The organism is Xanthomonas campestris pv. asclepiadis, from assembly GCF_020784175.1.
GTDB classification, from domain to species: domain Bacteria; phylum Pseudomonadota; class Gammaproteobacteria; order Xanthomonadales; family Xanthomonadaceae; genus Xanthomonas; species Xanthomonas campestris_D.
Genome location: NZ_JAJGQM010000009.1, coordinates 57500 through 80497, shown reverse-complemented (window position 1 = coordinate 80497; position 22998 = coordinate 57500). Strand labels below are relative to the sequence as shown.

Annotated in this window: 18 protein-coding genes and 1 pseudogene; 13 read left to right on the top strand and 6 right to left on the bottom strand. The window is 65.4% G+C overall.

The window, feature by feature from the left end; genetic code table 11:
- Positions 1-3: 3 nt before the first annotated feature.
- Positions 4-3512, top strand: a pseudogene (locus tag LL972_RS06725) (efflux RND transporter permease subunit).
- Positions 3509-6595, top strand: a complete 3087-nt coding sequence (locus LL972_RS06720) for an efflux RND transporter permease subunit (RefSeq protein WP_228326918.1) — start codon at positions 3509-3511, stop codon at positions 6593-6595. Before LL972_RS06725 ends, LL972_RS06720 begins: the two are co-directional and overlap by 4 nt.
- Before the next feature lie 1275 nt (positions 6596-7870).
- Here the strand turns inward: LL972_RS06720 and LL972_RS06715 are convergent.
- From LL972_RS06715 to zwf, 5 genes are all read right to left on the bottom strand, one after another.
- A complete protein-coding gene (locus LL972_RS06715; protein WP_228326917.1) occupies positions 7871-8530 on the bottom strand; it encodes a bifunctional 4-hydroxy-2-oxoglutarate aldolase/2-dehydro-3-deoxy-phosphogluconate aldolase in 660 nt (219 codons plus the stop codon).
- 52 nt (positions 8531-8582) lie between these two features.
- Positions 8583-10499 (bottom strand): phosphogluconate dehydratase, encoded by a 1917-nt coding sequence (gene edd / locus LL972_RS06710; RefSeq protein WP_228326916.1) that lies wholly within the window; start codon positions 10497-10499, stop codon positions 8583-8585.
- Positions 10500-10622: 123 nt separating this feature from the next.
- Positions 10623-11342 (bottom strand): 6-phosphogluconolactonase, encoded by a 720-nt coding sequence (gene pgl, locus LL972_RS06705; RefSeq protein WP_228326915.1) that lies wholly within the window; start codon positions 11340-11342, stop codon positions 10623-10625.
- A complete protein-coding gene (gene glk / locus LL972_RS06700; RefSeq protein WP_016902597.1) occupies positions 11339-12346 on the bottom strand; it encodes a glucokinase in 1008 nt (335 codons plus the stop codon). Before glk ends, pgl begins: the two co-directional genes overlap by 4 nt.
- Positions 12343-13773: a glucose-6-phosphate dehydrogenase gene (gene zwf, locus LL972_RS06695; RefSeq protein ID WP_228326914.1), complete on the bottom strand. Its 1431-nt coding sequence runs from the start codon at positions 13771-13773 to the stop codon at positions 12343-12345. Before zwf ends, glk begins: the two co-directional genes overlap by 4 nt.
- Positions 13774-14194: 421 nt before the next feature.
- Between zwf and LL972_RS06690 the strand changes: the two genes are divergently transcribed.
- Complete coding sequence (locus LL972_RS06690; RefSeq protein WP_228326913.1) at positions 14195-15283, top strand: ABC transporter ATP-binding protein; 1089 nt, start codon at positions 14195-14197, stop codon at positions 15281-15283.
- Here LL972_RS06690 and LL972_RS06685 read toward each other — a convergent pair.
- Positions 15280-16170, bottom strand: a complete 891-nt coding sequence (locus tag LL972_RS06685) for a YgfZ/GcvT domain-containing protein (protein ID WP_228326912.1) — start codon at positions 16168-16170, stop codon at positions 15280-15282. The two genes, LL972_RS06690 and LL972_RS06685, sit on opposite strands and share 4 nt — an antisense overlap.
- On the opposite strand from LL972_RS06685, the gene LL972_RS21695 reads away from it, so the two are divergent.
- The 10 genes from LL972_RS21695 (at position 16072) to lolD (ending at position 22820) form a co-directional block, all read left to right on the top strand.
- Positions 16072-16380 carry a DUF1674 domain-containing protein gene (locus tag LL972_RS21695; protein ID WP_228599687.1) on the top strand — a complete coding sequence of 103 codons (309 nt, stop codon included), beginning with the start codon at positions 16072-16074 and terminating at the stop codon, positions 16378-16380. The genes LL972_RS06685 and LL972_RS21695 overlap by 99 nt on opposite strands.
- A gap of 56 nt (positions 16381-16436) precedes the next feature.
- Positions 16437-16832 carry a succinate dehydrogenase, cytochrome b556 subunit gene (sdhC, locus tag LL972_RS06675; protein WP_228326911.1) on the top strand — a complete coding sequence of 132 codons (396 nt, stop codon included), beginning with the start codon at positions 16437-16439 and terminating at the stop codon, positions 16830-16832.
- Complete coding sequence (gene sdhD, locus LL972_RS06670) at positions 16829-17215, top strand: succinate dehydrogenase, hydrophobic membrane anchor protein (RefSeq protein ID WP_016902592.1); 387 nt, start codon at positions 16829-16831, stop codon at positions 17213-17215. Before sdhC ends, sdhD begins: the two co-directional genes overlap by 4 nt.
- A 33-nt stretch (positions 17216-17248) precedes the next feature.
- A complete protein-coding gene (sdhA, locus tag LL972_RS06665) occupies positions 17249-19039 on the top strand; it encodes a succinate dehydrogenase flavoprotein subunit (RefSeq protein ID WP_039514416.1) in 1791 nt (596 codons plus the stop codon).
- A 9-nt stretch (positions 19040-19048) separates the two neighbouring features.
- Positions 19049-19252: a hypothetical protein gene (locus tag LL972_RS06660; RefSeq protein WP_429002123.1), complete on the top strand. Its 204-nt coding sequence runs from the start codon at positions 19049-19051 to the stop codon at positions 19250-19252.
- 16 nt (positions 19253-19268) lie between these two features.
- On the top strand, positions 19269-20051 hold the full coding sequence (locus LL972_RS06655) for a succinate dehydrogenase iron-sulfur subunit (RefSeq protein ID WP_024938686.1): 783 nt from the start codon (positions 19269-19271) through the stop codon (positions 20049-20051).
- A gap of 111 nt (positions 20052-20162) precedes the next feature.
- Positions 20163-20411 (top strand): succinate dehydrogenase assembly factor 2, encoded by a 249-nt coding sequence (locus LL972_RS06650; RefSeq protein ID WP_228326909.1) that lies wholly within the window; start codon positions 20163-20165, stop codon positions 20409-20411.
- On the top strand, positions 20362-20814 hold the full coding sequence (locus LL972_RS06645; protein ID WP_228326908.1) for a hypothetical protein: 453 nt from the start codon (positions 20362-20364) through the stop codon (positions 20812-20814). The genes LL972_RS06650 and LL972_RS06645 overlap by 50 nt, the downstream gene beginning before the upstream one ends.
- 23 nt (positions 20815-20837) lie before the next feature.
- Positions 20838-22079 (top strand): lipoprotein-releasing ABC transporter permease subunit, encoded by a 1242-nt coding sequence (locus LL972_RS06640; RefSeq protein WP_228326907.1) that lies wholly within the window; start codon positions 20838-20840, stop codon positions 22077-22079.
- Positions 22080-22088: 9 nt separating this feature from the next.
- On the top strand, positions 22089-22820 hold the full coding sequence (gene lolD, locus LL972_RS06635; protein ID WP_323134207.1) for a lipoprotein-releasing ABC transporter ATP-binding protein LolD: 732 nt from the start codon (positions 22089-22091) through the stop codon (positions 22818-22820).
- Positions 22821-22998: the final 178 nt, after the last annotated feature.

Sequence of the window (22998 nt, the reverse complement as noted above, 5' to 3'; positions counted from 1 at the left end):
CTCATGAGCGATCACGGCAACCCGCACGGACCCGTGCACGACCCGCATGCGCCCTTGCCCGGCGGCGGCGGTCTGGTGGCCTTCGCCACGCGGCGGCGGGTGACCATCGCGATGATCACCGTGACCATGCTGCTGTTCGGGCTGATCGCCTTGCGCAGCCTCAAGGTCAATCTGTTGCCGGATCTGAGCTATCCCACGCTGACCGTGCGCACCGAATACACCGGCGCGGCGCCGGCGGAAATCGAGACGCTGGTGACCGAGCCGGTGGAAGAAGCGGTCGGCGTGGTCAAGAACCTGCGCAAGCTCAAGTCGATCTCGCGCACCGGGCAGAGCGATGTGGTGCTGGAATTCGCCTGGGGCACCAACATGGACCAGGCCAGCCTGGAGGTACGCGACAAGATGGAAGCCCTGTCGCTGCCGCTGGAAACTAAGCCGCCGGTGTTGCTGCGCTTCAATCCGTCGACCGAGCCGATCATGCGGCTGGCGTTGTCGCAGAAGCAGGCGCCGTCCTCCGACAGCGATGCGATCCGCCAGCTTACCGGCCTGCGTCGCTATGCCGACGAGGATCTGAAAAAGAAGCTCGAACCGGTGGCCGGCGTGGCCGCGGTCAAGGTCGGCGGCGGGCTGGAGGACGAGATCCAGGTCGATATCGATCAGCAGAAACTGGCGCAGCTCAACCTGCCGATCGACAATGTGATTACCCGGCTCAAGGAGGAGAACGTCAACATCTCCGGCGGCCGGCTGGAAGAAGGCTCGCAGCGGTATCTGGTGCGAACGGTCAACCAGTTCGTGGATATGGACGAGATCCGCAACATGCTGGTGACTACGCAGAGCAGCAGCGGCAGCGCCGCAGAAGCGGCGATGCAGCAGATGTATGCGATCGCCGCGTCCACCGGCTCGCAGGCGGCGCTGGCGGCGGCGGCCGAAGTGCAGAGCACGTCCTCGTCGTCGACCAGCAGTATTGCCGGCGGCATGCCGGTGCGATTGAAGGATGTGGCCGAGGTGCGCCAGGGCTACAAGGAGCGCGAGGCGATCATCCGCCTGGGCGGCAAGGAAGCGGTGGAGCTGGCGATCTACAAGGAAGGCGACGCCAACACCGTGTCCACCGCCGCAGCGCTACGCAAGCGGCTGGAGCAACTGAAGGCGACCGTTCCGGGCGATGTGGAGATCACCACCATCGAGGACCAGTCGCACTTCATCGAGCACGCGATCAGCGACGTCAAGAAGGATGCGGTGATCGGCGGGGTGCTGGCGATCCTGATCATCTTCCTGTTCCTGCGCGATGGCTGGAGCACCTTCGTGATCAGCCTGTCGCTGCCGGTGTCGATCATCACCACGTTCTTCTTCATGGGCCAGCTGGGCCTGAGCCTCAACGTGATGTCGCTGGGCGGGTTGGCGCTGGCCACCGGCCTGGTGGTGGACGATTCGATCGTGGTGCTGGAAAGCATCGCCAAGGCGCGCGAGCGCGGCCTGAGCGTGCTGGATGCCGCGATTGCCGGCACCCGTGAAGTCAGCATGGCGGTGATGGCCTCGACGCTGACCACGATCGCGGTGTTCCTGCCGCTGGTGTTCGTCGAGGGCATCGCCGGGCAGCTGTTCCGCGACCAGGCAATGACCGTGGCGATTGCGATCGCGATTTCGCTGGTGGTGTCGATGACGCTGATCCCCATGCTGAGTTCGCTCAAGGGCGCGCCGCCGATGGCGTTTCCGGACGAGCCGAGCCACCCGCAGTGGCAGCCGCAGCAGCGCTGGCTCAAGCCGGTGGCCGCGGGCCGGCGCGGGGCTGGGGCGAGCGTGCGCTATGCGTTCTTCGCGGTTGCATGGACGGTGGTCAAGCTGTGGCGCGGCATCGCGCGGGTGGTGTCGCCCGTGATGCGCAAGGCCAGTGATCTGGCGATGGCGCCGTATGGCCGCGCCGAGCGTGGCTATCTGGCGATGCTGCCGGCGGCGTTACGGCGGCCCGGGTTGGTGCTGGGACTGGCGGCTGCCGCGTTTATCGGCACCGTGTTGCTGGTGCCGATGCTGGGGGCGGACCTGATTCCGCAGCTGGCGCAGGACCGCTTCGAAATGACCGTGAAGCTGCCTTCCGGTACGCCGTTGGCGCAGACCGACGCGCTGGTGCGCGAGTTGCAGCTGGCGCACGACAAGGATCCGGGCATTGCCTCGTTGTATGGCGTCAGCGGTAGCGGCACGCGGCTGGACGCCAACCCCACCGAGAGCGGCGAGAACATCGGCAAGCTCACCGTGGTGATGGCCGGCGGCGGCAGCCCGGAAGTGGAAGCGGCGGCCACCAGGCGGCTACGTAGCAGCATGGTCGGGCATCCCGGAGCGCAGGTAGATTTTGCGCGGCCGGCATTGTTCAGCTTCTCCACGCCGCTGGAAGTGGAGCTGCGCGGCCAGGATCTGGGCGAGCTGGAACGTGCCGGGCAGAAGCTGGCGGCGATGCTGCGGGCCAATGGCCACTACGCCGACGTCAAGTCGACGGTGGAAGAGGGCTTCCCGGAAATCCAGATCCGTTTCGATCAGGAACGCGCTGGTGCGTTGGGCTGACCACCCGCCAGATCGCCGATGTCATCGTCAAGAAGGTGCGCGGCGATGTGGCCACGCGCTACAGCTTTCGCGATCGCAAGATCGATGTACTGGTGCGTGCGCAACACAGCGACCGCGCCAGTGTGGATGCGATCCGTCAGCTGATCGTCAACCCGGGCAGCAGCCGACCGGTGCGGCTGGCGGCGGTGGCCGAGGTCGTGGCGACGACCGGGCCGAGCGAGATCCATCGCGCCGATCAGACCCGCGTGGCGATCGTGTCGGCCAGTCTGCATGACATGGATCTGGGCGGTGCGGTGCGCGAGGTCGAGTCGATGGTGCGCAACGATCCGCTGGCCGCCGGCGTGGGCATGCATATCGGCGGGCAGGGCGAGGAGCTGGCGCAATCGGTGAAGTCGCTGCTGTTCGCGTTCGGCTTGGCGATCTTCCTGGTCTATCTGGTGATGGCCTCGCAGTTCGAATCGCTGCTGCATCCGTTCGTCATCCTGTTCACCATCCCGCTGGCGATGGTCGGCGCGGTGCTGGCCTTGCTGATGACCGGCAAGCCGGTGTCGGTGGTGGTGTTTATCGGCTTGATCCTGCTGGTGGGGCTGGTGACCAAGAACGCGATCATCCTGATCGACAAGGTCAACCAGTTGCGCGAGGACGGCGTGCCCAAGCGCGAGGCCTTGATCGAAGGCGCGCGTTCGCGCCTGCGGCCGATCGTGATGACCACGCTGTGCACCTTGTTCGGCTTCCTGCCGCTGGCGGTGGCGATGGGCGAGGGCGCGGAGGTACGCGCGCCGATGGCGATCACCGTGATCGGTGGGTTGCTGGTGTCCACGCTGCTGACCCTGCTGGTGATCCCGGTGGTGTACGACCTGCTGGATCGTCGCGCAGATGCGTATTACCTGGAGCGTGGCCGGCGCATGGCGCGGCAGCAGGCGCAGGCCGGTGAGAACTCCGACGGGCTGGAGGCGCTATGAGCGTTGCCGCCTTCAGCATCCGTCGCCCGGTCACCACCATCATGTGCTTCGTCTCGCTGGTGGTGGTGGGGCTGATTGCCGCGTTCCGGCTGCCGCTGGAAGCGCTGCCGGACATTTCCGCACCGTTCCTGTTCGTGCAACTGCCGTACACCGGCTCCACCCCGGACGAGGTGGAACGCAACCTGGTGCGACCGGCCGAAGAGGCGCTGGCGACGATGACCGGCATCAAGCGCATGCGCTCGACCGCCACCGCCGATGGCGCCAACATCTTCATCGAGTTCTCCGACTGGGACCGCGACATCGCCATTGCCGCATCGGATGCGCGCGAGCGGCTGGATGCCATCCGCGACGATTTTCCGGAAGATCTGCAGCGCTTCCACATTTACAAATGGTCCAGCAGCGACGAGCCGGTGCTCAAGGTGCGCCTGGCCAGCCAGACCGACCTGACCGGCGCGTACGACATGCTCGACCGCGAATTCAAGCGGCGCATCGAACGGATTCCCGGCGTGGCCAAGGTGGAGATCTCCGGCGCCCCGCCGAACGAAGTGGAGATCGCGATCGCGCCGGACCGGCTCACTGCGCACGACCTCAGCCTCAATGACTTGAGCGAGCGCCTGGGCAAGCTCAACTTCTCGGTGTCCGCCGGCCAGATCGACGATAACGGCCAGCGCATTCGGGTACAGCCGATCGGCGAGTTGCGCGACCTGCAGGAATTGCGCGAGCTGGTGCTCAACGCAAAAGGGCTGCGTCTTGGCGATATTGCGCAGGTGCGGCTCAAGCCCACGCGCATGAATTACGGCCGCCGCCTGGATGGACGGCCGGCGATCGGGCTGGATATCTACAAGGAGCGCAGCGCCAACCTGGTGAATGTGTCCAGGGCGGCGTTGAAGGAGGTCGAAGACATTCGCGCCGAACCTGCGATGCGCGATGTGCAGATCAAGGTGATCGACAACCAGGGCAAGGCGGTGACCTCGTCGCTGGCGGAACTGGCCGAAGCCGGCGCGGTGGGCTTGCTGTTGTCGATCACGGTGCTGTTCTTCTTCCTGCGCCACTGGCCATCGACGCTGATGGTGACGCTGGCGATTCCGATCTGCTTTGCGATCACGCTGGGCTTCATGTACTTCGTCGGCGTCACGCTCAACATCCTGACCATGATGGGCCTGCTGCTGGCGGTCGGCATGCTGGTCGACAACGCGGTGGTGGTGGTGGAAAGCATCTACCAGGAACGCGAGCGCATGCCCGGCCAACCGCAGCTGGCGGCCTTGCTTGGCACGCGCAGCGTGGCGATCGCGCTCAGCGCCGGCACCTTGTGCCATTGCATCGTGTTCGTGCCGAACCTGTTCGGCGAGACCAACAACATCAGCATCTTCATGGCGCAGATCGCGATCACCATTTCGGTGTCGCTGCTGGCTTCGTGGCTGGTGGCCATCAGCCTGATTCCGATGTTGTCGGCGCGCATGAAGACACCGCCGATGGTGAGCTCCGAGCGCGGCGTGATCGCACGGCTGCAGCGCCGTTACGCCAGGGTGCTGGCGTGGACGCTGGCGCATCGCGGCTGGAGCGTGGCCGGTATCGTGTTGGTCAGTGCGATCAGCCTGGTGCCGATGAAGTTGACCAAGGTCGACATGTTCGGCGGCGATGGCGGCAACGAGGCCTTCATCCAGTACCAGTGGAAAGGCTCGTACACGCATGAGCAGATGGGCGAGGAGGTCGGCCGGGTCGAGCGTTACCTGCAGGCCAATCGCGACAAGTACCACATCACCCAGATCTATTCGTGGTTCAGCGAAGCGGAAGGCAGCAGCACCACCGTGACCTTCGATGCGGGCAAGGTCAAGGACCTGCCGCCGCTGCTGGAACAGATTCGCAAGGCATTGCCGCGCTCGGCGCGTGCGGACTACAGCATCGGCAATCAGGGCGATGGCGGCAGTGGCAACCAAGGTGTGCAGGTGCAGCTGGTCGGTGATTCGACCCAGGCTTTGCAGGCGTTGGCCGACGACGTGATCCCACTGCTGGCGCAGCGCAAGGAATTGCGCGATGTGCATGTGGACACCGGCGACCGCACCAGCGAGTTGGCGATCCGGGTGGACCGCGAGCGTGCGGCGGCCTTCGGCTTCAGTGCCGAGCAGGTGGCAAGCTTCGTGGGCCTGGCCTTGCGTGGCACGCCGTTGCGCGAGTTTCGCCGCGGCGACAACGAGGTGCCGGTGTGGGTGCGCTTTGCTGGCGCCGAACAGAGCAAGCCGGAAGACCTGGCCAGCTTCACGGTGCGCACCAAGGATGGCCGCAGCGTGCCGTTGCTCAGCCTGGTGGATGTGCAGATTCGCCCGGCCGCCACGCAGATCGGCCGCACCAACCGCCAGACCACGCTGACGATCAAGGCCAATCCGGCCAGCAAGGTCACTGTCCCGGAAGCACGCGCGGCAATGGAACAGCCGCTCAAGGCGATGAGTTTCCCGGCCGGTTACAGCTACACGTTCGATGGCGGCGACTACCAGAACGACGGCGAAGCGATGGGCCAGATGGTGTTCAACCTGGTGATCGCACTGGTGATGATCTACGTGGTGATGGCGGCGGTGTTCGAGTCGCTGCTGTTTCCTGCGGCGATCATGAGCGGCGTGGTGTTTTCGATCTTCGGGGTGTTCTGGCTGTTCTGGATCACCGGCACCTCGTTCGGGATCATGTCCTTCATCGGCATCCTGGTGTTGATGGGCGTTGTGGTGAACAACGGCATCGTGATGATCGAGCACATCAACAACCTGCGCCGCCGTGGCATGGGCCGCACGCAGGCGTTGATCGAAGGCTCACGCGAGCGCTTGCGGCCGATCATGATGACGATGGCCACCGCCATCCTGGCGATGGTGCCGATATCGTTGACCAGCACCACGATGTTCAGCGACGGCCCGCCGTATTTCTCGATGGCCCGCGCGATCGCCGGTGGCCTGGCGTTTTCGACGGTAGTGAGCCTGCTGTTTCTGCCCACGATCTACGCGATTCTCGATGACATGAGCAATGGCGCAGCAGCGCTGGTGCGGCGTGCGCGTGGCGTGTCGAAGACGCCGCCGGCAAGCGTTGCGTTGGAGTCTTGATCAGTCAACCTGGCTGAAGTTTGTCACGGTGTGCCGAAGACGCCACCGCTAGGTAGCGCTTGAGTCTTGAACGTCACGCGCCGCCTGAAACCCCTCTCCCGCCGGGAGAGGGGTTGGGGAGAGGGTACGGTTTCTCCAGGTATCGCCAAGTAAGCGGCTGTCATTCGCTGGCTTCGTTGAGAGCGACACTGCGTCCGCGGACTGGCTCCTCGGCTCGGTCAGACATCCTGTCTGACTCGCCGCCGCGGCACGTCCCTGTGCCGCTCTCCGCCAATCCCCGGCCACACTGCCGCCTCGGTGAGTTGTTGCCATGACCTAGTCAAGGCAAGCCGATTCCTCATCCTGTTTTCCATTGACCTGCGCGATTCTCGCTGACAGCAGTAGAGCCAGGGATCTTTCGCCGTGCGTGTGGTGTTCCGACAACATCGCAGCCACCTAGGGCTGGAGTTTTGAACGACACGCGCCGACTGCAGCCCCTCTCCCGTCGGGAGAGGGGTTGGGGTGAGGGTACGGGTTCTCCGGGCACTGCCAATCAAGCGGCTGTCAGTCGATGGCTTCGGTGAGGGCGACAGCGCGTCCGCGGACTGGCTCCTCGGCTCGGTCAGACATCCTGTCTGACTCGCCGCCGCGGCACATCCCTGTGCCGCTCTCCGCCAATCCCCGGCCACGCTGTCGCTTCGGCGAGTCGTTTCCGCGACGTTGGGCAACGAAAAACCGCAGCTGATTCGTGCTCGATTTTAGTACGTGCCAGTCATCCGCCAAGTTCGCTGCACGTCTTCTGGACCTTATGACTTTGTAGCTCTCGGAAAAACCGCCCTGACGTCAATTGCTTAGAGGTGCACGGTTTTCCACCGCTCTCAATCCACCACCTTCAAGAGGGATGCGAAGAGGTCTCTGCCTTACTAGGCAAGGCAACTATCAAAGCCTGAGTCGAGCCCCCCTGCGGCAATCGCTGCTCTCCGTTCCGCAAACACAGGACGATTCGAAGAGTGGTCCGCGGGCGCCGGGGCAGGACCTTACACGACAAGGATGTCGTGTAAGAACCCCCATGGATGGGTTCATGGCGTGTCCTGCCCCGGCGCCCGCGGGCCGCTCCTGCGGGCAAAAACAAGGCGCCAGCCACCATGCCTTTCTCAACCAAAGTCAAAGCGCAAACAACGGCGCTTTTCTTCAAAAAACGATAAAGCGCCAGTCAACCACGCTTTCCTCGGGCAACCAGCTTTCTTTCACGCAGAAGCCCAGTCTTCCAGGCCGCTGGCCGCGGTGCCCCGTAAGTCAGCCAGCCCGTACCTGCCGCACGATCGCCGCAGCCTTGGCCGAGCTTTCCTTGACCTTGTCCCACTGGCCCTGGGCCAGCCAGTCCTTGGGCACCATCCAGGAGCCGCCGATGCACAGCACGTTCGGCTGCGACAGGAACTCGGCCGCGTTGGCCTCGCTGATGCCGCCGGTGGGGCAGAGCTTGAGGTCGGACAGCGGGCCGGCCAGGCCCTTGAGCATCTGCAATCCGCCCACGGCGGTGGCCGGGAACAGCTTGCAGACACGGAAGCCCAGGCCCATCAGGGTCAGCAGTTCGGTCGGCGTCGCCGCGCCGGGCACGGCCGGGATCGGCGCATCGGCGAGCAGACGCGCCAGCGGTGCCGGCGTGCCCGGGGTGACCAGGAAGTCCGCACCGGCATCCACCGACTGCCGCAGTTGCAGCTCGCTCAGCACGGTGCCGGCGCCGATCACGATGTCGGGCAGCTCGCGCTTGAGCATGGCCAGCGCTTCGATCGCGACCGGGGTGCGCAGGGTCAGCTCGATCGCGGGCAGGCCGCCTTCGAGCAGCGCATCGGCGACGCGGCGGGCCTGGTCCAGCGTGTCCACGGTGACCACCGGCAGAATGCCGGCGTCGCGCAGCAGCTGTTCGGCGGTGTTCTGGGTCTGGGCAATCGTCATTGCAACTCCGGTAGACGGCGACCGCCAGGCGGTCGCGCAGAGGGAAGGGGAATCAGGCGTCCTTGGACTCGTGCGGTGCGGCGGCGGCCGCTGCATCGGCACCGAGTTCGTACTCGGCGTCGTAGCTCCACAGCGCGCCGTCCGGACGGGTCGGGCCGCAGGAAATCGAGATGGCGCCCTGGTCGGCCGGGCCGACCACCTGGCGGTTGATGGCGAACAGGTTGCGCCCCAGATCGTTGCCGGCCACCGAGGTGTTCGGCGCGACCTCGCGCGATGCCCACTCTTCTGCCGACACCAGCACTTCCAGCGTGCCGGCTTCGCCGTCCAGGCGCACGATGTCGCCTTCGCGCACGCGCCCGATCGGGCCGCCGCGTGCGGCTTCGGGCGTCATGTGGATCGCCGCCGGGAACTTGCCCGAGGCACCGGACAAACGGCCGTCGGTGACCAGCGCCACGCGCCGGCCCTGATTCTGCAACAGGCCCAGCAGCGGCGCCATCGAGTGCAATTCCGGCATGCCATTGGCACGCGGGCCCTGGTAACGCAGCACCACCACGAAATCGTGCGGCAGCACGCCGGCGGCATGCAGCTTGTTGAGCACCTGCGGCGTATCGATCACCACCGCTGGCGCCTCAATCGTGCGGTGCTGCGGCTTGACCGCCGACAGCTTGATCAGCGAACGGCCCAGGTTGCCGCGCAGCAGGCGCAAGCCGCCCTGCGACTCGAATGCGGCGCTGACCGGGCGCGCCACGCTGTCGTCGGCGGTGGTCGCGGTGCCGGGCACGTAGACGATCTTGCCGTCCTGCAGGCGCGGCTCGTTGGCGTAGGCGCGCATGCCGCCCTCGACCACGGTGGGCAGGTCGTCGTGCATCATCCCGGCGTCCATCAGCTCGCGGAACACGAAGGCAGTGCCGCCCGCGGCCTGGAACCGATTCACGTCGGCTTCGCCGTTGGGGTAGATGCGGGTCAGCAGCGGCACGGTCTGCGAGATCAGGTCCATGTCGTCCCAGGTCAGCACGATGCCGGCCGCGCGCGCCACCGCAATCCAGTGGATGGTGTGATTGGTCGAGCCGCCGGTGGCCATCAGCGCGACCACGGCATTGACGATGGCACGCTCGTCGATCAGGCGACCGAAGGGGCGGAAGTCCTGGCCCAGCGCGGAGATTGCCAGCGCACGCGCGGTGCCCTCGCGGGTCAGCGCATCGCGCAACTGCAGTTCCGGGTTGACGAACGAGGCGCCGGGCAGCTGCACGCCCATCGCTTCGAGCAACACCTGGTTGGAGTTGGCGGTGCCGTAGAAGGTGCAGGTACCGGCCGAGTGATACGAGGACGACTCGGCTTCCAGCAGTTCGGCGCGGGTGGCTTCGCCGGCGGCGTAGCGCTCGCGCACTTCGGCTTTCTGCTTGTTCGGAATGCCCGGCGTCATCGGGCCGGCCGGCATGAACAGCGCCGGCAGATGTCCGAACGCCAGCGCGCCGATCAGCAGGCCCGGCACGATCTTGTCGCACACGCCCAGGTACACCACGCTGTCGAACATGTCGTGGCTCAGGCCGATCGCCGTGGCCTGGGCAATGTTGTCGCGCGAGAACAGCGACAGCTCCATGCCCGCGCGGCCCTGGGTCACCCCGTCGCACATCGCCGGCACGCCGCCGGCGACCTGCGCGGTGGCGCCAAGCGTACGCGCGGTCTCGCGGATCAATTGCGGGTAATGCTCGAACGGCTGATGGGCCGACAGCATGTCGTTGTAGGCGGTGATGATGCCGAGGTTGGGGGTGGCCGCACCGCGCAGGCGCGACTTGTCGGTCGGCTCGGACGCAGCGAAACCATGCGCAAGATTGCCGCAGCTCAGACGGCTACGGAACGGACCCTCGCGCAGGGCGGCATCGAGACCGGCCAGATACGCCGCGCGCGACGGCGCGCTGCGCTTGCGGATACGGTCGGTGACAGCTTGGATGTTCGGATGCAGGCTCATTGGCTACCGGCTATGAGAAACGGGGAAGGTAATCACGCTGTTCTTTTCGTAGATACCCGCACATGGATGTGCGGGCTCTTGCGAGGGATTCGCACAAAATCGGCTGTTGCGAGGGACTCGCATTCAAGCACACCAGTGAACCCGCAACTTCGGGCCCGGCTGCTGCAGCGCCACCCGGATCGGATACTCGCTGACATCATCGCCCTCCAAGGCAGCCTGCAGCACGTCAAGCTTCTGCTTGCCGCGCAGCAACAGCAGGCGGGTCGGGATGGCGGCCAGTCCGGCCGGTGTCAGGGTGATCCGCAGCGGCCACTGATTCGAGCCGGGGCAGCCGGTGGCATCCAGCGACGCGTACGGCTGCGGGCTGGACAGTGCCTTGCTCAGATCGGTCGAGCCCGGAAACAGCGAGGCGGTATGTCCGTCGCCGCCCATGCCCAGCACCGCCAGGCATGCGGGTTCGGCATGCCTGGCCTGCAGGTTCGCGGTGTGCACGCACTCGGGCAACTGCTTGCCCGGACGCACCAGCGGAATGAAGGTCGCCGCCGGTGCGTGGGTCAAAAAGCTGTGATTGACCAGCCAGGCGTTGCTGTCCTGATCCTGCGGCGAGAGCCAGCGCTCATCGACCAGGCCCACTTCCACCCGCGACCAGTCCAGCGCACGGTGAGCGAGCGATTCGTACACCGGCGCCGGGGTGGTGCCGCCGGACAGCAGCATGCGCGCCTGGCCGCGGCGCGAAATCTCCTGTTCCAGCAGGTCGGCCATCTCGCTGGCGACCGCCTCGGTCCATTCGGCCGGGTCTTCGTAACGCACCAGTGTGATGCGCGGATTGTCCTGCAGGTTCATCGTTGCTCCCCTGGATGCTGACGCTGCGCATCCACCGCATAGGCGGCGGCGCCGAGCAGGCCGGCATGCGGATGCATGACTGCCAGCGACGGCACCCGCGACATGATCGCGGAGAAGCGTCCCTTGTGTTCGAAGCGCTGGCGGAAGCCGGAATGCTGCAGCGAATCCAGCACCTTGGGCACCAGCCCGCCAGTGAGGAACACGCCGTCCCAGGCGCCCTGCATCAACACCATGTCGCCGGCGATCGCGCCGAAGATGGCGCAGAACAGATCGATGGTGCGCGACGAGCGCGGGTCGCCCGCCGCCGCACGCGCGGTGATGTCCTTGGGCTGCAGCGGGCCCGGATCGACCCCGGCGATCTCGCTGAGCGCGCGGTGGATGTTGACCAGGCCTGGGCCGCAGATCAGGCGCTCGTTGGAGACCCGGCCGAACTGCTCGGAAAGGATCTCCAGGATGCGGATCTCCTCCGGCGTGCCGGGCGGGAAGCTGACATGGCCGCCTTCGGTTTCCAGCGGGAAGCAACGCCCGTTGCGGATGATCAGCCCGCCCACGCCCAGCCCGGTGCCCGGGCCGATCACGCCGTAGTTGCGCGGTTGATCGATCGGCGCCGGCCGCCAGCTGGCGCCGCCGACCTGCACCACGTCCTGCGGGCGCAGCAGGCTGATCGCCATGGCCTGCGCGGCGAAGTCGTTGATCAGGTGCAGGGTGCTGAAGCCCAGCATGGCAGCGGTGCGCGAGCGCGAGATCACCCACGGATGGTTGGTGATGCGTGCCTCGTCGCCATCCACGCGGCCGGCCACGGCGAACACGCCCTGGGTGGCCTGCACGCCGATCTGGTCGAGGTAGTAACGCGCGGCTTCGCCGAGCGAGCCGAAGTCGACCACCGCAAATTCGCGCGAGGTGTCATCCAGCAGCGGCACCGAGGCGTCGACGTCGGCCAGCGCGAAGCGCGCATTGGTTCCGCCGATATCGGCAACCAGCACCGGCTTGGAAGGAGCGGTCATGCGGTGTGTCCCTGTGCGTCGGTGGCCGGGGGCAGGAAGGGCGCCGCGGCATCGGGGCCCCAACTGCCGGCCGGGTAGGGCTGCAGCGGCAGCTGCGCGTCTTTCCACGCATGGCTGACGCTGTCGATCCACGACCAGGCGGCCTTGACCTCGTCGTCGCGCACGAACAGCGCCGGGTTGCCGTTGAAGGCATCCACGAACAGGCGCTCGTAGGCGATGCGGCGGTGCAGGCCGGTTGGCACCGACAGTTCCAGTTCCAGCGGCTGCAGTTCGATCGCGCCCCATTCCGGGCCGGCCAGGCTGCTCATCAGGCCGAGCTCGATGTTTTCCTGCGGCTGCAGCTGGAAGGTCAGGCGGTTGGGCACGGCGTTCTGCCGGTCCGGGCGCTCGAACAGCCAATGCGTCACCGGCTTGAGCGTGACCACGATGCGGGTGGAGCGCTCGGCCAGACGCTTGCCGGTGCACAGGTGGAACGGCACCCCGGCCCAGCGCCAGTTGTCGATATGCGCGGTCACCGCGACGAAGGTTTCCACGTCGCTGCCTTCCGGCGGGTGATAGGCCTGCGCCGGCTGGCCGTTGATGCTGCCGGCGGTGTAGCGGCCGCGCACGCTGTCATGGGCGGCGTGTTCGGCGGTCATCGGGCGCAATGCGCGCAGCACCTTGACCTTCTCGTCGCGGATGCGGTCGGCTTCCAGCGAGGCCGGCGGCTCCATCGCCACCAGGCACAACAGCTGCAGGATGTGGCTCTGCACCATGTCGCGCAGCGCGCCGGAGCGGGCGTAATAGGCATCACGCCCGTCCACGCCTTCGCTTTCGGCCACCAGGATCTGCACCGACTCGATGTAGGTGCGGTTCCACACCGCTTCCAGCAACGTATTGCCGAAACGCAGCGCGATCAGGTTCTGCACCGCCGCCTTGCCCAGGTAATGGTCCAGGCGGAACACGCGGTCTTCGTCGATCAGCGCGCCGATCGACTGCAGGATCTCGCGGGCGCTGTCCGAGTCGTGGCCGATCGGCTTTTCCAGCATCAGCCGGTGCGGCGCGGCCAGCGCACCGCCCAGGGCCAGGCCCTGGCAGGTGCTGATATACAGGCCCGGCGGAATCGCCAGGTAGCTCACGCACTGGCGGCTGGCCAGCTCGCGTACGGCATTGGCCACCGACTCGGCATCGCGCATATCCACCGAGCGATAGTCGACCCGCTGCAGCAGCGTTTCGATCTGCTCGGGCGTGGCGATCGGCAGCGCGGCGGCCAGGCGCGGGCGCAGGACCTCGCGGAACGCCTCGGTGTCGTGCGGCGACAATGCCAGCGCACGGATACGGAAGTCCTCCGGCAGCAGGCCATCGACGAACAATCGCAGCAGGGACGGGAAGAGATAGCGCTGGGCGAGATCGCCGGTGGCGCCGAACAGGATCAGGGTGTTGTGCATGGACCGAATTTCAGATTCTGGAGACATCGTGATCAGCAGCTGGTCGGAAAGGCGCCGGACAGCCGGCGGTCGGTATGTCTGTTCCTGAGCGACACTGGCGTGCGCGCAGCGGGGGATGGACGCGTACGCCCAATCCCCGATTGTTGCAGCAAGTGGCCGTCAGCGGTTAGCGCCGCGGCGGTAGACCTGCACATGCGTGGCCGAATGGCGGGCCTTGCACGGTAGGCTGCACCGCTTGAGGCAGCGGCTTGGGTCGGTGGCGGCATGGTCCCTCCCGAGATCGATGTTGCCATGTGAAAACGATTACATGTCAGAATAAACCAATGCATTCGTTTGCAGGAAATTTCCTTGCAGGCGCATGCGGCGTCACCGCCGTCGGGAGGGCCGAGGGCAGGGCGCACAACTTACGTTGAGGCCGAAGATGGCGAAAGTGCAGTTGGAAGGTGTCCGCAAGGTCTACGAGAACGGCCAGGTCGCGGTACAGGGTGCGAGCTTCGAGGTCGCCGATGGCGAGCTGATGGTACTGGTCGGTCCGTCCGGCTGCGGTAAGTCGACCCTGTTGCGCATGATCGCCGGGCTCGAGGACATCAGCGCCGGCACGCTCAAGATCGGCGAGCGCGTGGTCAACGACGTGGCCCCCAAGGACCGCGACATCGCCATGGTGTTCCAGAGCTATGCGCTCTACCCGCACATGACCGTGGCCGAGAACCTGGCCTTCGGGCTCAAGCTGCGCGGCCACCCCAAGCAGGTCATCGCCGAGCGCGTCAACAACGCCGCCGAGCTGCTGGGGCTGACCCCGATGCTCGACAAGCTGCCCAAGGCGATGTCCGGCGGCCAGCGTCAGCGCGTGGCACTGGGGCGGGCGATGGTGCGCGAGTCGTCGGTGTTCCTGCTCGACGAGCCGCTCTCCAATCTGGATGCCAAGCTGCGCCACAGCGTGCGCACCGAGATCGCGCAGCTGCATCGCAAGCTGGGTACCACGATGATCTACGTCACCCACGATCAGGTCGAGGCGATGACCCTGGGCCAGCGCATCGTGGTACTCAAGGATGGGGTGATTCAGCAGATCGACAGTCCGATGGCGCTGTACGACCGCCCGGCCAATCTGTTCGTGGCCGGATTCCTCGGCAGCCCGGCGATGAATGTGCTGCAGGGACGCCTGGATGAACTGGACGGCCTGCATCTGGTCATGGCCGATGGCTGGCGCGTACCGCTGGGTGCGGCGCGGGTCGAGCGCAGCTGGTTTGGTCGCGAGGTGATCGTCGGCGTCCGCCCGGAGCACCTGCAACCGTCAGGCGATGCCGCACTGGGCTTCGACGCACGTATCGATGTGATCGAGCCGGTCGGCAACGAGATATTCCTCAACCTCGACCGTGGCGGCCAGCCGCTGGTGATCCGTGTCGCGCCGCAGGCCTTGCCGGCGGTGGGGGAGCAACTGCGCCTGGCGCTGCGCAGCGACGCCTTGCATTTCTTCGACCCGGCCAGCGGCGAACGGCTGACAGTGGCTTAACGCGCCAATCCCTGCACGAACGCAAGCGGGCGTGCGGCATGCGCGCCCGCTTGCAGCACGGCGCCGGCCTCCAGGGTCAGCTCCAGCGGCAGCACCGCCAGTGCAAGATCGCCCGCCACACTGACCAGCGTGCCGACGGTGGCATCGTCCAGCAGCACGGCCTGGCCCGCCTCGACCAGCGCATCGCTGCCAACGGCATCGACCTGCAGCAGCTGCAGCGCACGCTTGGCCTTGCCCAGAAAATGCGTGCGTGCCACGATTTCCTGGCCCGGATAGCAGCCCTTTTTGACACTGAAGGCCTGCAGGCGATCCAGCGCTAGCTGCTGCGGCGTCCACTGCTCGCGTTGCGCATCGGGCAGGCGCGCCAGCCCCAGTTGCAGATCCGTACGGCGCCAATCGGCATCCATCCGCGCAGATTCGATAGGCGCAGCCAATGCCTTATAGTCCGCGAGCAATACCAAGGTGCGCGGCAGAGCCGGGCTGCCCATGTCCAATTCGATACGCTGCGTTCCGATATCGGCCTGCGCGCCGTTTGCGCGCGCAGGCACGACAAAGCCGCCGTACGCCGAAAGCGCTGCCACGCCGATCTTGAGCTTGCGTCGGAATACGAAGCGGCCGAGTTGCGCCGCGATCTCGGTCGCATTGCCGTCGGGCAACAGCATCAACAGGTGTGTGTCGTCCTCACGCAGGAGTGCGAAGATGGCAATCACGCGCCCCTTCGCGGTCAACCACGCATTCCACTGCCACTGCCCGATCGCCAGCGCTTGTACGTCGTTGGCAAATTGGGCATGCGCGAACGCCACTGCATCCGTCCCGATCAAGCGGACGTATTGCATGTCGTGCAGGGAGCCAAAACCCTGTGGAATAAGATTCAGGTTGTCAGCCATGGAAGGGGAGGACTAAAATCGCAATGTTGTGAGACCACTATGATAGGCCATCCAACCCCCACCCCAGCGCAGGATTCCGAGACGCAGCCTTCTCCTCAGGAGCATCTTCCCGAGAAGCAGCCACTGCCCAAGGAAATTGGTGGACGCGACGGCCCTGAGCCAACGCGCTACGGCGACTGGGAAAAAAATGGACGCTGCATCGATTTTTGAGCAGCTTTTAGCCACAGCGGTCTAGTGCCGCCCAGCCGAGAAAACGAGCCCAGCGAATGGCGATCCGCGAACGTCCTCTTTCCCCGCATCTCCAGGTGTATCGCTGGCAGATACAGATGGTGACCTCGATTCTCAATCGAGCCACCGGCATCGTACTGTCCATCGGCGCTTTGGCGATTGCCGCCGCCTTGCTGACATTGATGCTCGGCCCCGACCACTGGAATTGTTTCCGCGAGCACACAGGCGCCTGGTACGGCCAGGTCTTCCTGTTCGGCTGGACCTGGTGCTTTGCGTTCCACCTGTTTGGTGGACTGCGCCACATCATGCAGGACTTCGGACAGGGCTATGCAGTGCGCTCGTTCGTCAGTCTTGGCTGGCTGTCGCTGATCCTGAGCTTCGTGCTCACTGCTACCATCTGGGCCTATGTGCTGCTGGCCGGAGGTGCCGTATGAATCGCTACCGTACCCCGTTGAAAAACGTGCGTGGCCTGGGTGCCGCCAAAACCGGTACCGAACACTTCGTGGTGCAGCGCCTGACCGCCACCGCCCTGGTGCCGCTGTCGATCTGGTTTTTGATCTTCGTGCTGAGCCTGATCGGTGCCGATCACGCTGCGGCCAGCGCCGCCGTGGCCAAGCCATGGAACGCGATCCTGTTGGTCGGCTTCCTGATCGCCTCGTTCTGGCATGCGCAGCTGGGCATGCAGGTGGTGTTGGAAGATTACGTGCACAACTCGCTGCTCGCGCTTGCTGCGCAGACCATCGTGCGCTTCGTCGCCGTGCTGGGCGCCATCGTCAGCGTGTTTGCCGTGGCGCGTATTGCGCTGGGCATCAGCTGAGTCGTCCGCGACCAAACAGGAATCCATAATTCGATGTCCGCTTACAAGATCACAGAACACAAGTACGACATGGTCGTGGTGGGCGCCGGCGGCGCCGGCCTGCGCGCCACGTTCGGCCTGGCCCAGAAGGGCCTGCAAACGGTCTGCCTGACCAAGGTCTTCCCGACCCGCTCGCATACCGTGGCGGCGCAGGGCGGCATCTCGGCCGCGCTCGGCAACATGGGCGAAGACGACTGGCGCTACCACTTCTACGACACCATCAAGGGCTCCGATTGGCTGGGCGACCAGGACGCGATCGAGTACATGTGCCGTGAGGCGATCCCGGCCATCATCGAACTTGAGCACTACGGCGTGCCGTTCTCGCGCACCGAAGAGGGCAAGATCTACCAGCGCCCGTTCGGCGGCATGACCACCAAGTACGGCGAAGGCCCGTCCGCACAGCGCACCTGCGCAGCGGCCGACCGGACCGGTCACGCGATGCTGCACACGCTGTACCAGCAGTCGCTGGCGCACAACGCGCGCTTCATGATCGAGTACTTCGCGCTCGACCTGATCTTCGACGAGGAGGGCGTCTGCCGCGGCGTCCTGGCGCTGGACATGGCCGATGGCAGCTTGCATCTGTTCCGCGCCCACGGCGTGGTGCTGGCCACCGGCGGCTATGGCCGCGCCTACTTCAGCGCCACCTCCGCCCATACCTGTACCGGTGACGGCGGCGGCCTGGTGATGCGTGCCGGCCTGCCGGTGCAGGACATGGAGTTCGTGCAGTTCCATCCCACCGGCATCTACGGTGCGGGCTGCCTGATCACCGAAGGCGTGCGTGGCGAAGGCGGCATCCTGCGCAACAGTAACGGCGAGCGCTTCATGGAGCGCTACGCACCGCATTACAAGGATCTGGCCTCGCGCGACGTGGTATCGCGCTCGATGACCGTGGAGATCCGCGAAGGCCGTGGCGTGGGCGAGCATAAGGACCACATCCTGCTCGACCTGACCCACCTCGGCCCGGAAGTCATCAACGAAAAGCTGCCCGGCATCGCCGAGAGCGCGCACATCTTTGCCGGTGTGGACGTGACCAAGCAGCCGATTCCGGTGTTGCCGACCGTGCACTACAACATGGGCGGCATTCCGACCAACTTCTACGGCGAAGTCGTGCGCAAGCAGGGCGACAACCCGGATGCGGTCGTGCCGGGCCTGTACGCGATCGGCGAAGCTGCCTGCGTATCGGTGCACGGTGCCAACCGCCTGGGTTCCAACTCGCTGCTGGATCTGGTGGTGTTCGGCCGTGCGGTGGCAAACCGTTGCGCCGAGACGGTCAAGCCCAACCAGCCGCACAAGACGCTGCCGTCCGATGCCTGCGAAAAGGCGCTGGGCCTGCTGGACAAGCTGCGCTACGCCAACGGCTCCACGCCGACTTCGGTGATCCGTGACAACATGCAGCGCACCATGCAGTCGGACGCAGCCGTGTTCCGTACCAGCAAGACGCTGAAAGAGGGTGTCGACAAGATGGCCGAGATCTTCGCCAGCTTCGAGGACGTCAAGGTCTCGGACCGCTCGCTGGTGTGGAACTCGGATCTGATCGAAACCTACGAGTTGAACAACCTGCTGCTCAACGCAGTGGCGACGATCAACTCGGCAGAGCAGCGCCATGAAAGCCGCGGCGCGCATTCGCACGAAGACTTCCCGGACCGCGACGACGTCAACTGGCAGAAGCACACGCTAGTCACCGTCGACGACAAGGGCAAGTGCGAGTTCGAATATCGTCCGGTGCACATGTACACGCTGAGCAAGGACGTGGACGTGGTCCCGCCGAAGCCGCGCGTTTACTGATCGATGCGCATGGATCGATCCGCTTGTGCGTTGCCTCTGCCGGCCGGCCTGTTCGGGCATGGCAGCGGCGCACCGTTGCAGGCGGATCGTGTCCTGACGCAGCGGCAACGCCGGCACGCCGCCGGCCGTTGCGCCACCGCCGCGGCGGTGGCATCCGTCATCTTTACCTTCATGCGCACGGTGCGGTTGTCGTTCGCACCGCGCATCGCCTGAGCCAACGAGAGCAGCTATGGCAGAGTTCACCCTCCCCAAGAATTCAAAGATCGGCAAGGGCAAGCATTACCCTGCACAGGGCGCCAAGAACACGCGCACCTTCAAGGTCTACCGCTGGGATCCGGATGGCGAGGCCAACCCGCGTACCGACAGCTACGAGATTGATCTCGACAAGTGCGGCCCGATGGTGTTGGACGCGCTGATCAAGATCAAGAACGAGATCGACCCGACACTGGCGTTCCGCCGCTCCTGCCGCGAGGGCATCTGCGGCTCGTGCGCGATGAACATCGACGGCACCAATACGCTGGCCTGCACCAAGGCGATTGCCGCCTGCGGCAAGGCCGAGGTGCCGATCTATCCGCTGCCACACATGAGCGTGATCAAGGACCTGGTGCCGGATCTGACGCATTTCTACGCGCAGTACGCGTCGATCAAGCCGTGGATCCGCACCCAGACCCCGCCGCCGCCGGACCGCGAGCGCCTGCAGTCGCCGGAAGACCGCCGCAAGCTCGATGGGTTGTACGAGTGCATCCTGTGCGCCTGCTGCTCGACCAGCTGCCCGAGCTACTGGTGGAATGGCGAGCGCTATCTGGGCCCGGCGATCCTGCTGCAGGCGTATCGTTGGATCATCGATTCGCGCGACGAAGACACCGGTGCGCGCCTGGACGACCTGGAAGATCCGTTCAAGCTGTATCGCTGCCACACCATCATGAACTGCGCGCGGACCTGCCCCAAGGGCCTGAACCCGGCGCTGGCGATTGCCGAGATCAAGAAGCTGATGATGGCGCGTCGCGCCTGATCGCAGCGCAATGCGGGCCCGCCTCGGCGGGGAGATGGTTCACAGCGGCACCGGCCCTTGGTCTGGTGCCGCTGTCGTTTTCGGCGCCGGCAAGGCGAGCTGGAGAGTGAGATGGATGAAGAAACCCTGTTGAAGAAACTGCGCTGGCGTTGCCGGCGCGGCATGCGCGAGCTCGATCAATTGTTCGGGCGCTATCTGGATCAACGCTGGGCGCAGGCTTCCGAATCCGAGCGCGCGGTTTTCCTACAGCTGCTGGATTGCGAAGACGATAAGTTGTGGCGCTGGTTCATGGGATACAAGGCCTGCCCGGATGCCGCCAACGCCGCACTCATCGCCGATATTCGCGCCATGCCGGCTTGAATGGCGCCCATCGCGCGGGCTTGCTTGCGCGCTGGGCGTGCTGAGCGCGCTCGCGTTGGGGGCGCTCTGGCGGAGCGGGGCACCGCCATGGCTGGCGATGCTGTTGTCCGTCTATACGGTGTTGACCGGTGGACTATCACTGCGCCTGCTGTTGCGCTCGCCAGCGCGGGAAGTGATCGTGCCCTGGAGCGAAACGCCCGCCAGCGTTGACGGTGTGCAGGTACAGGGCCTGCAGGTGGCGTGGCGCGGGCCGGTCGCGGTGGTGGCGTGGACTGGCCTGGATGCACGTCGCCAACGCCTGCTTTTCTGGCCGGATACCTTGCCCGCAGCGCAGCGACGTGAACTGCGTCTGGCCGCTCAGGCACACGCCATTTCGTCCCGGCGGTCGCAAGTGGCACCATAGCGTCCCTTTCCTGGTTGAACCGCATGTTCAAACCTATCCCGGTTGCCATCGGCTTGCGCTACCTGCGTGCCAAGCGGCGCAATGGCTTCATCTCGTTTATCTCGATGGCATCGATCCTGGGCATCGCCCTGGGCGTGACCGTGCTGATCACCACGCTGGCGGTGATGAGCGGTTTCCAGAAGGAAATCCGCGACCGTCTGCTGCAGATGGCCGCGCATGCCACGGTCAGTGCGGACGGCGCGCCGATGCATGACTGGCAGCATGCAGTCGCGGTCGCCATGGCCGATCCGCGCATCGCCGGTGCCGCGCCGTACATCGAAACCGAATCGCTGCTGCAGGGCCCGCGCAAGCAGCCGGCGATCGTGCGCGGCATCATTCCTGCCGAAGAGGGCAAGGTGTCGGTGCTGGCCAAGAAGATGCAGCAGGGGTCGGTCGACAGCCTGACCCCGGGCTCCTACAACATCGTCATCGGCAAGGAGCTGGCGATCTGGCTGGGCGTGGACATGGGCGACAGCATCGTGGTGCTGCTCAGCGATACCCAGGCCACGCCGCTGGGCGCGATGCCGCGGCTCAAGCGCTTCACCGTCAGCGGAATCTTCGAGGCGGGCTACAACGAGATCGACCGCGGCCTGGCCGTGGTTAACATGCAGGACCTGGCGCACGTGTTGCGCATGGACGGCGTCACCGGCGTGCGGCTGCGCCTGCACGACATGGATCAGGCCTGGCCGGTGGCACGCGATCTGGCGGTGAAGTTGCATGGCCCGTACCGGGTCAGCGACTGGACCCAGGAGAACGCCAATCTCTACCACTCGTTGAAGATGGAAAAGACCGTGATGGGCATCCTGCTGTCGCTGATCGTGGCGATGGGCGCGTTCAACCTGGTGTCTTCGCAGGTGATGCTGGTCACCGACAAGCAGGCCGATATCGCCATCCTGCGCACCCTGGGCCTGTCGCCTGCGGGCGTGATGCAGGTGTTCATGGTGCAGGGTTCGTTGATCGGCTTCATGGGCACGATCATGGGGGTGATCGGCGGCATCGTGCTGACGCTCAACCTGGAACGCATCCTGGGCGTGATCGAGACCATCTTCAGCGTCAAGCTGCTGCCCGAGGACGTGTATTACATCACCGGCCTGCCGACCGACATGCAGACCCAGGACGTGGTGGTGATCACCGTCGTCGCGCTGGTGATGAGTTTCCTGGCGACCTTGTATCCGGCATGGCGCGCCTCGCGCACCCAGCCGGCAGAGGCGCTGCGTTATGAATGAGATCAAGGAATCGGGAATCGGGAATCGGTCGTGCAGAAGCCAAACCAAGCAGAGGCGGTGATCCGTGCCGAGGGTCTGGCCAAGACCTACGCCGAAGGCAAGATGCGCACGCCGGTATTCGACAGGTTGGATCTGACCGTGGCGACCGGCGAAACCGTGGCCATTGTCGGTGCCTCAGGGGCGGGCAAGAGCACGCTGCTGCACCTGCTCGGCGGGCTGGATATTCCGACCTCGGGCGAGGTGTATGTGGCCGGCCGGCGCATGTCGGCGTTGTCCGATGGCGAGCGCGGCAAGTTGCGCAATCAGGCCTTGGGCTTCGTGTACCAGTTCCATCATCTGTTGCCGGAATTCACCGCGCTGGAAAACGTCATGATGCCGGTGCTGTTGTCCGGCAAAGAGGTAGGGCTTGCCCGGGCGCAGGCCTTGCAGTTGCTGGAAGCGGTCGGGCTCGGACATCGCATCGAGCACAAGCCCAGCGAGTTGTCCGGCGGCGAGCGCCAGCGTGCGGCCGTGGCGCGTGCGCTGGTGAACAAGCCGGGGTGCGTGCTTGGCGATGAGCCGACCGGCAACCTGGACGACAAGACCGCCGAGACAGTGTTCGAGCTGATGCTGGAGCTCAATCGTGCACAACGCACCAGCCTGGTCCTGGTAACCCACGATCGCAGTCTGGCGCGGCGTCTGGACCGCGTGCTCGAGCTGCATCAGGGCAAGCTGCGCGAGTTGGCACCGTCTGCGGTGTAGGACGCATTGCCTGGCCGTCGGAGCAATCCTTGACGGCTAGATGGTGGTAAACCGCGGGTTTCAGATCGAAGATCCCGTATCCGGTCATCGATGCATCCGCGTGATAGGCCACCTAATGTTGCGACAACCTGCTCGTTCGGCACGCGGTGTCCGCGAGCATCATCGCATCGATGCTCGC

Coding starts and splice junctions, on each gene's coding strand:
- LL972_RS06720 (WP_228326918.1), top strand. CDS start 3,509: ATGAGCGTTGCCGCCTTCAGCATCCGTCGCCCGGTCACCACCATCATG.
- LL972_RS06715 (WP_228326917.1), bottom strand. CDS start 8,530: ATGACGATTGCCCAGACCCAGAACACCGCCGAACAGCTGCTGCGCGAC.
- edd (WP_228326916.1), bottom strand. CDS start 10,499: ATGAGCCTGCATCCGAACATCCAAGCTGTCACCGACCGTATCCGCAAG.
- pgl (WP_228326915.1), bottom strand. CDS start 11,342: ATGAACCTGCAGGACAATCCGCGCATCACACTGGTGCGTTACGAAGAC.
- glk (WP_016902597.1), bottom strand. CDS start 12,346: ATGACCGCTCCTTCCAAGCCGGTGCTGGTTGCCGATATCGGCGGAACC.
- zwf (WP_228326914.1), bottom strand. CDS start 13,773: ATGCACAACACCCTGATCCTGTTCGGCGCCACCGGCGATCTCGCCCAG.
- LL972_RS06690 (WP_228326913.1), top strand. CDS start 14,195: ATGGCGAAAGTGCAGTTGGAAGGTGTCCGCAAGGTCTACGAGAACGGC.
- LL972_RS21695 (WP_228599687.1), top strand. CDS start 16,072: ATGCGCGAACGCCACTGCATCCGTCCCGATCAAGCGGACGTATTGCAT.
- LL972_RS06685 (WP_228326912.1), bottom strand. CDS start 16,170: ATGGCTGACAACCTGAATCTTATTCCACAGGGTTTTGGCTCCCTGCAC.
- sdhC (WP_228326911.1), top strand. CDS start 16,437: ATGGCGATCCGCGAACGTCCTCTTTCCCCGCATCTCCAGGTGTATCGC.
- sdhD (WP_016902592.1), top strand. CDS start 16,829: ATGAATCGCTACCGTACCCCGTTGAAAAACGTGCGTGGCCTGGGTGCC.
- sdhA (WP_039514416.1), top strand. CDS start 17,249: ATGTCCGCTTACAAGATCACAGAACACAAGTACGACATGGTCGTGGTG.
- LL972_RS06660 (WP_429002123.1), top strand. CDS start 19,049: ATGGATCGATCCGCTTGTGCGTTGCCTCTGCCGGCCGGCCTGTTCGGG.
- LL972_RS06655 (WP_024938686.1), top strand. CDS start 19,269: ATGGCAGAGTTCACCCTCCCCAAGAATTCAAAGATCGGCAAGGGCAAG.
- LL972_RS06650 (WP_228326909.1), top strand. CDS start 20,163: ATGGATGAAGAAACCCTGTTGAAGAAACTGCGCTGGCGTTGCCGGCGC.
- LL972_RS06645 (WP_228326908.1), top strand. CDS start 20,362: ATGCCGCCAACGCCGCACTCATCGCCGATATTCGCGCCATGCCGGCTT.
- LL972_RS06640 (WP_228326907.1), top strand. CDS start 20,838: ATGTTCAAACCTATCCCGGTTGCCATCGGCTTGCGCTACCTGCGTGCC.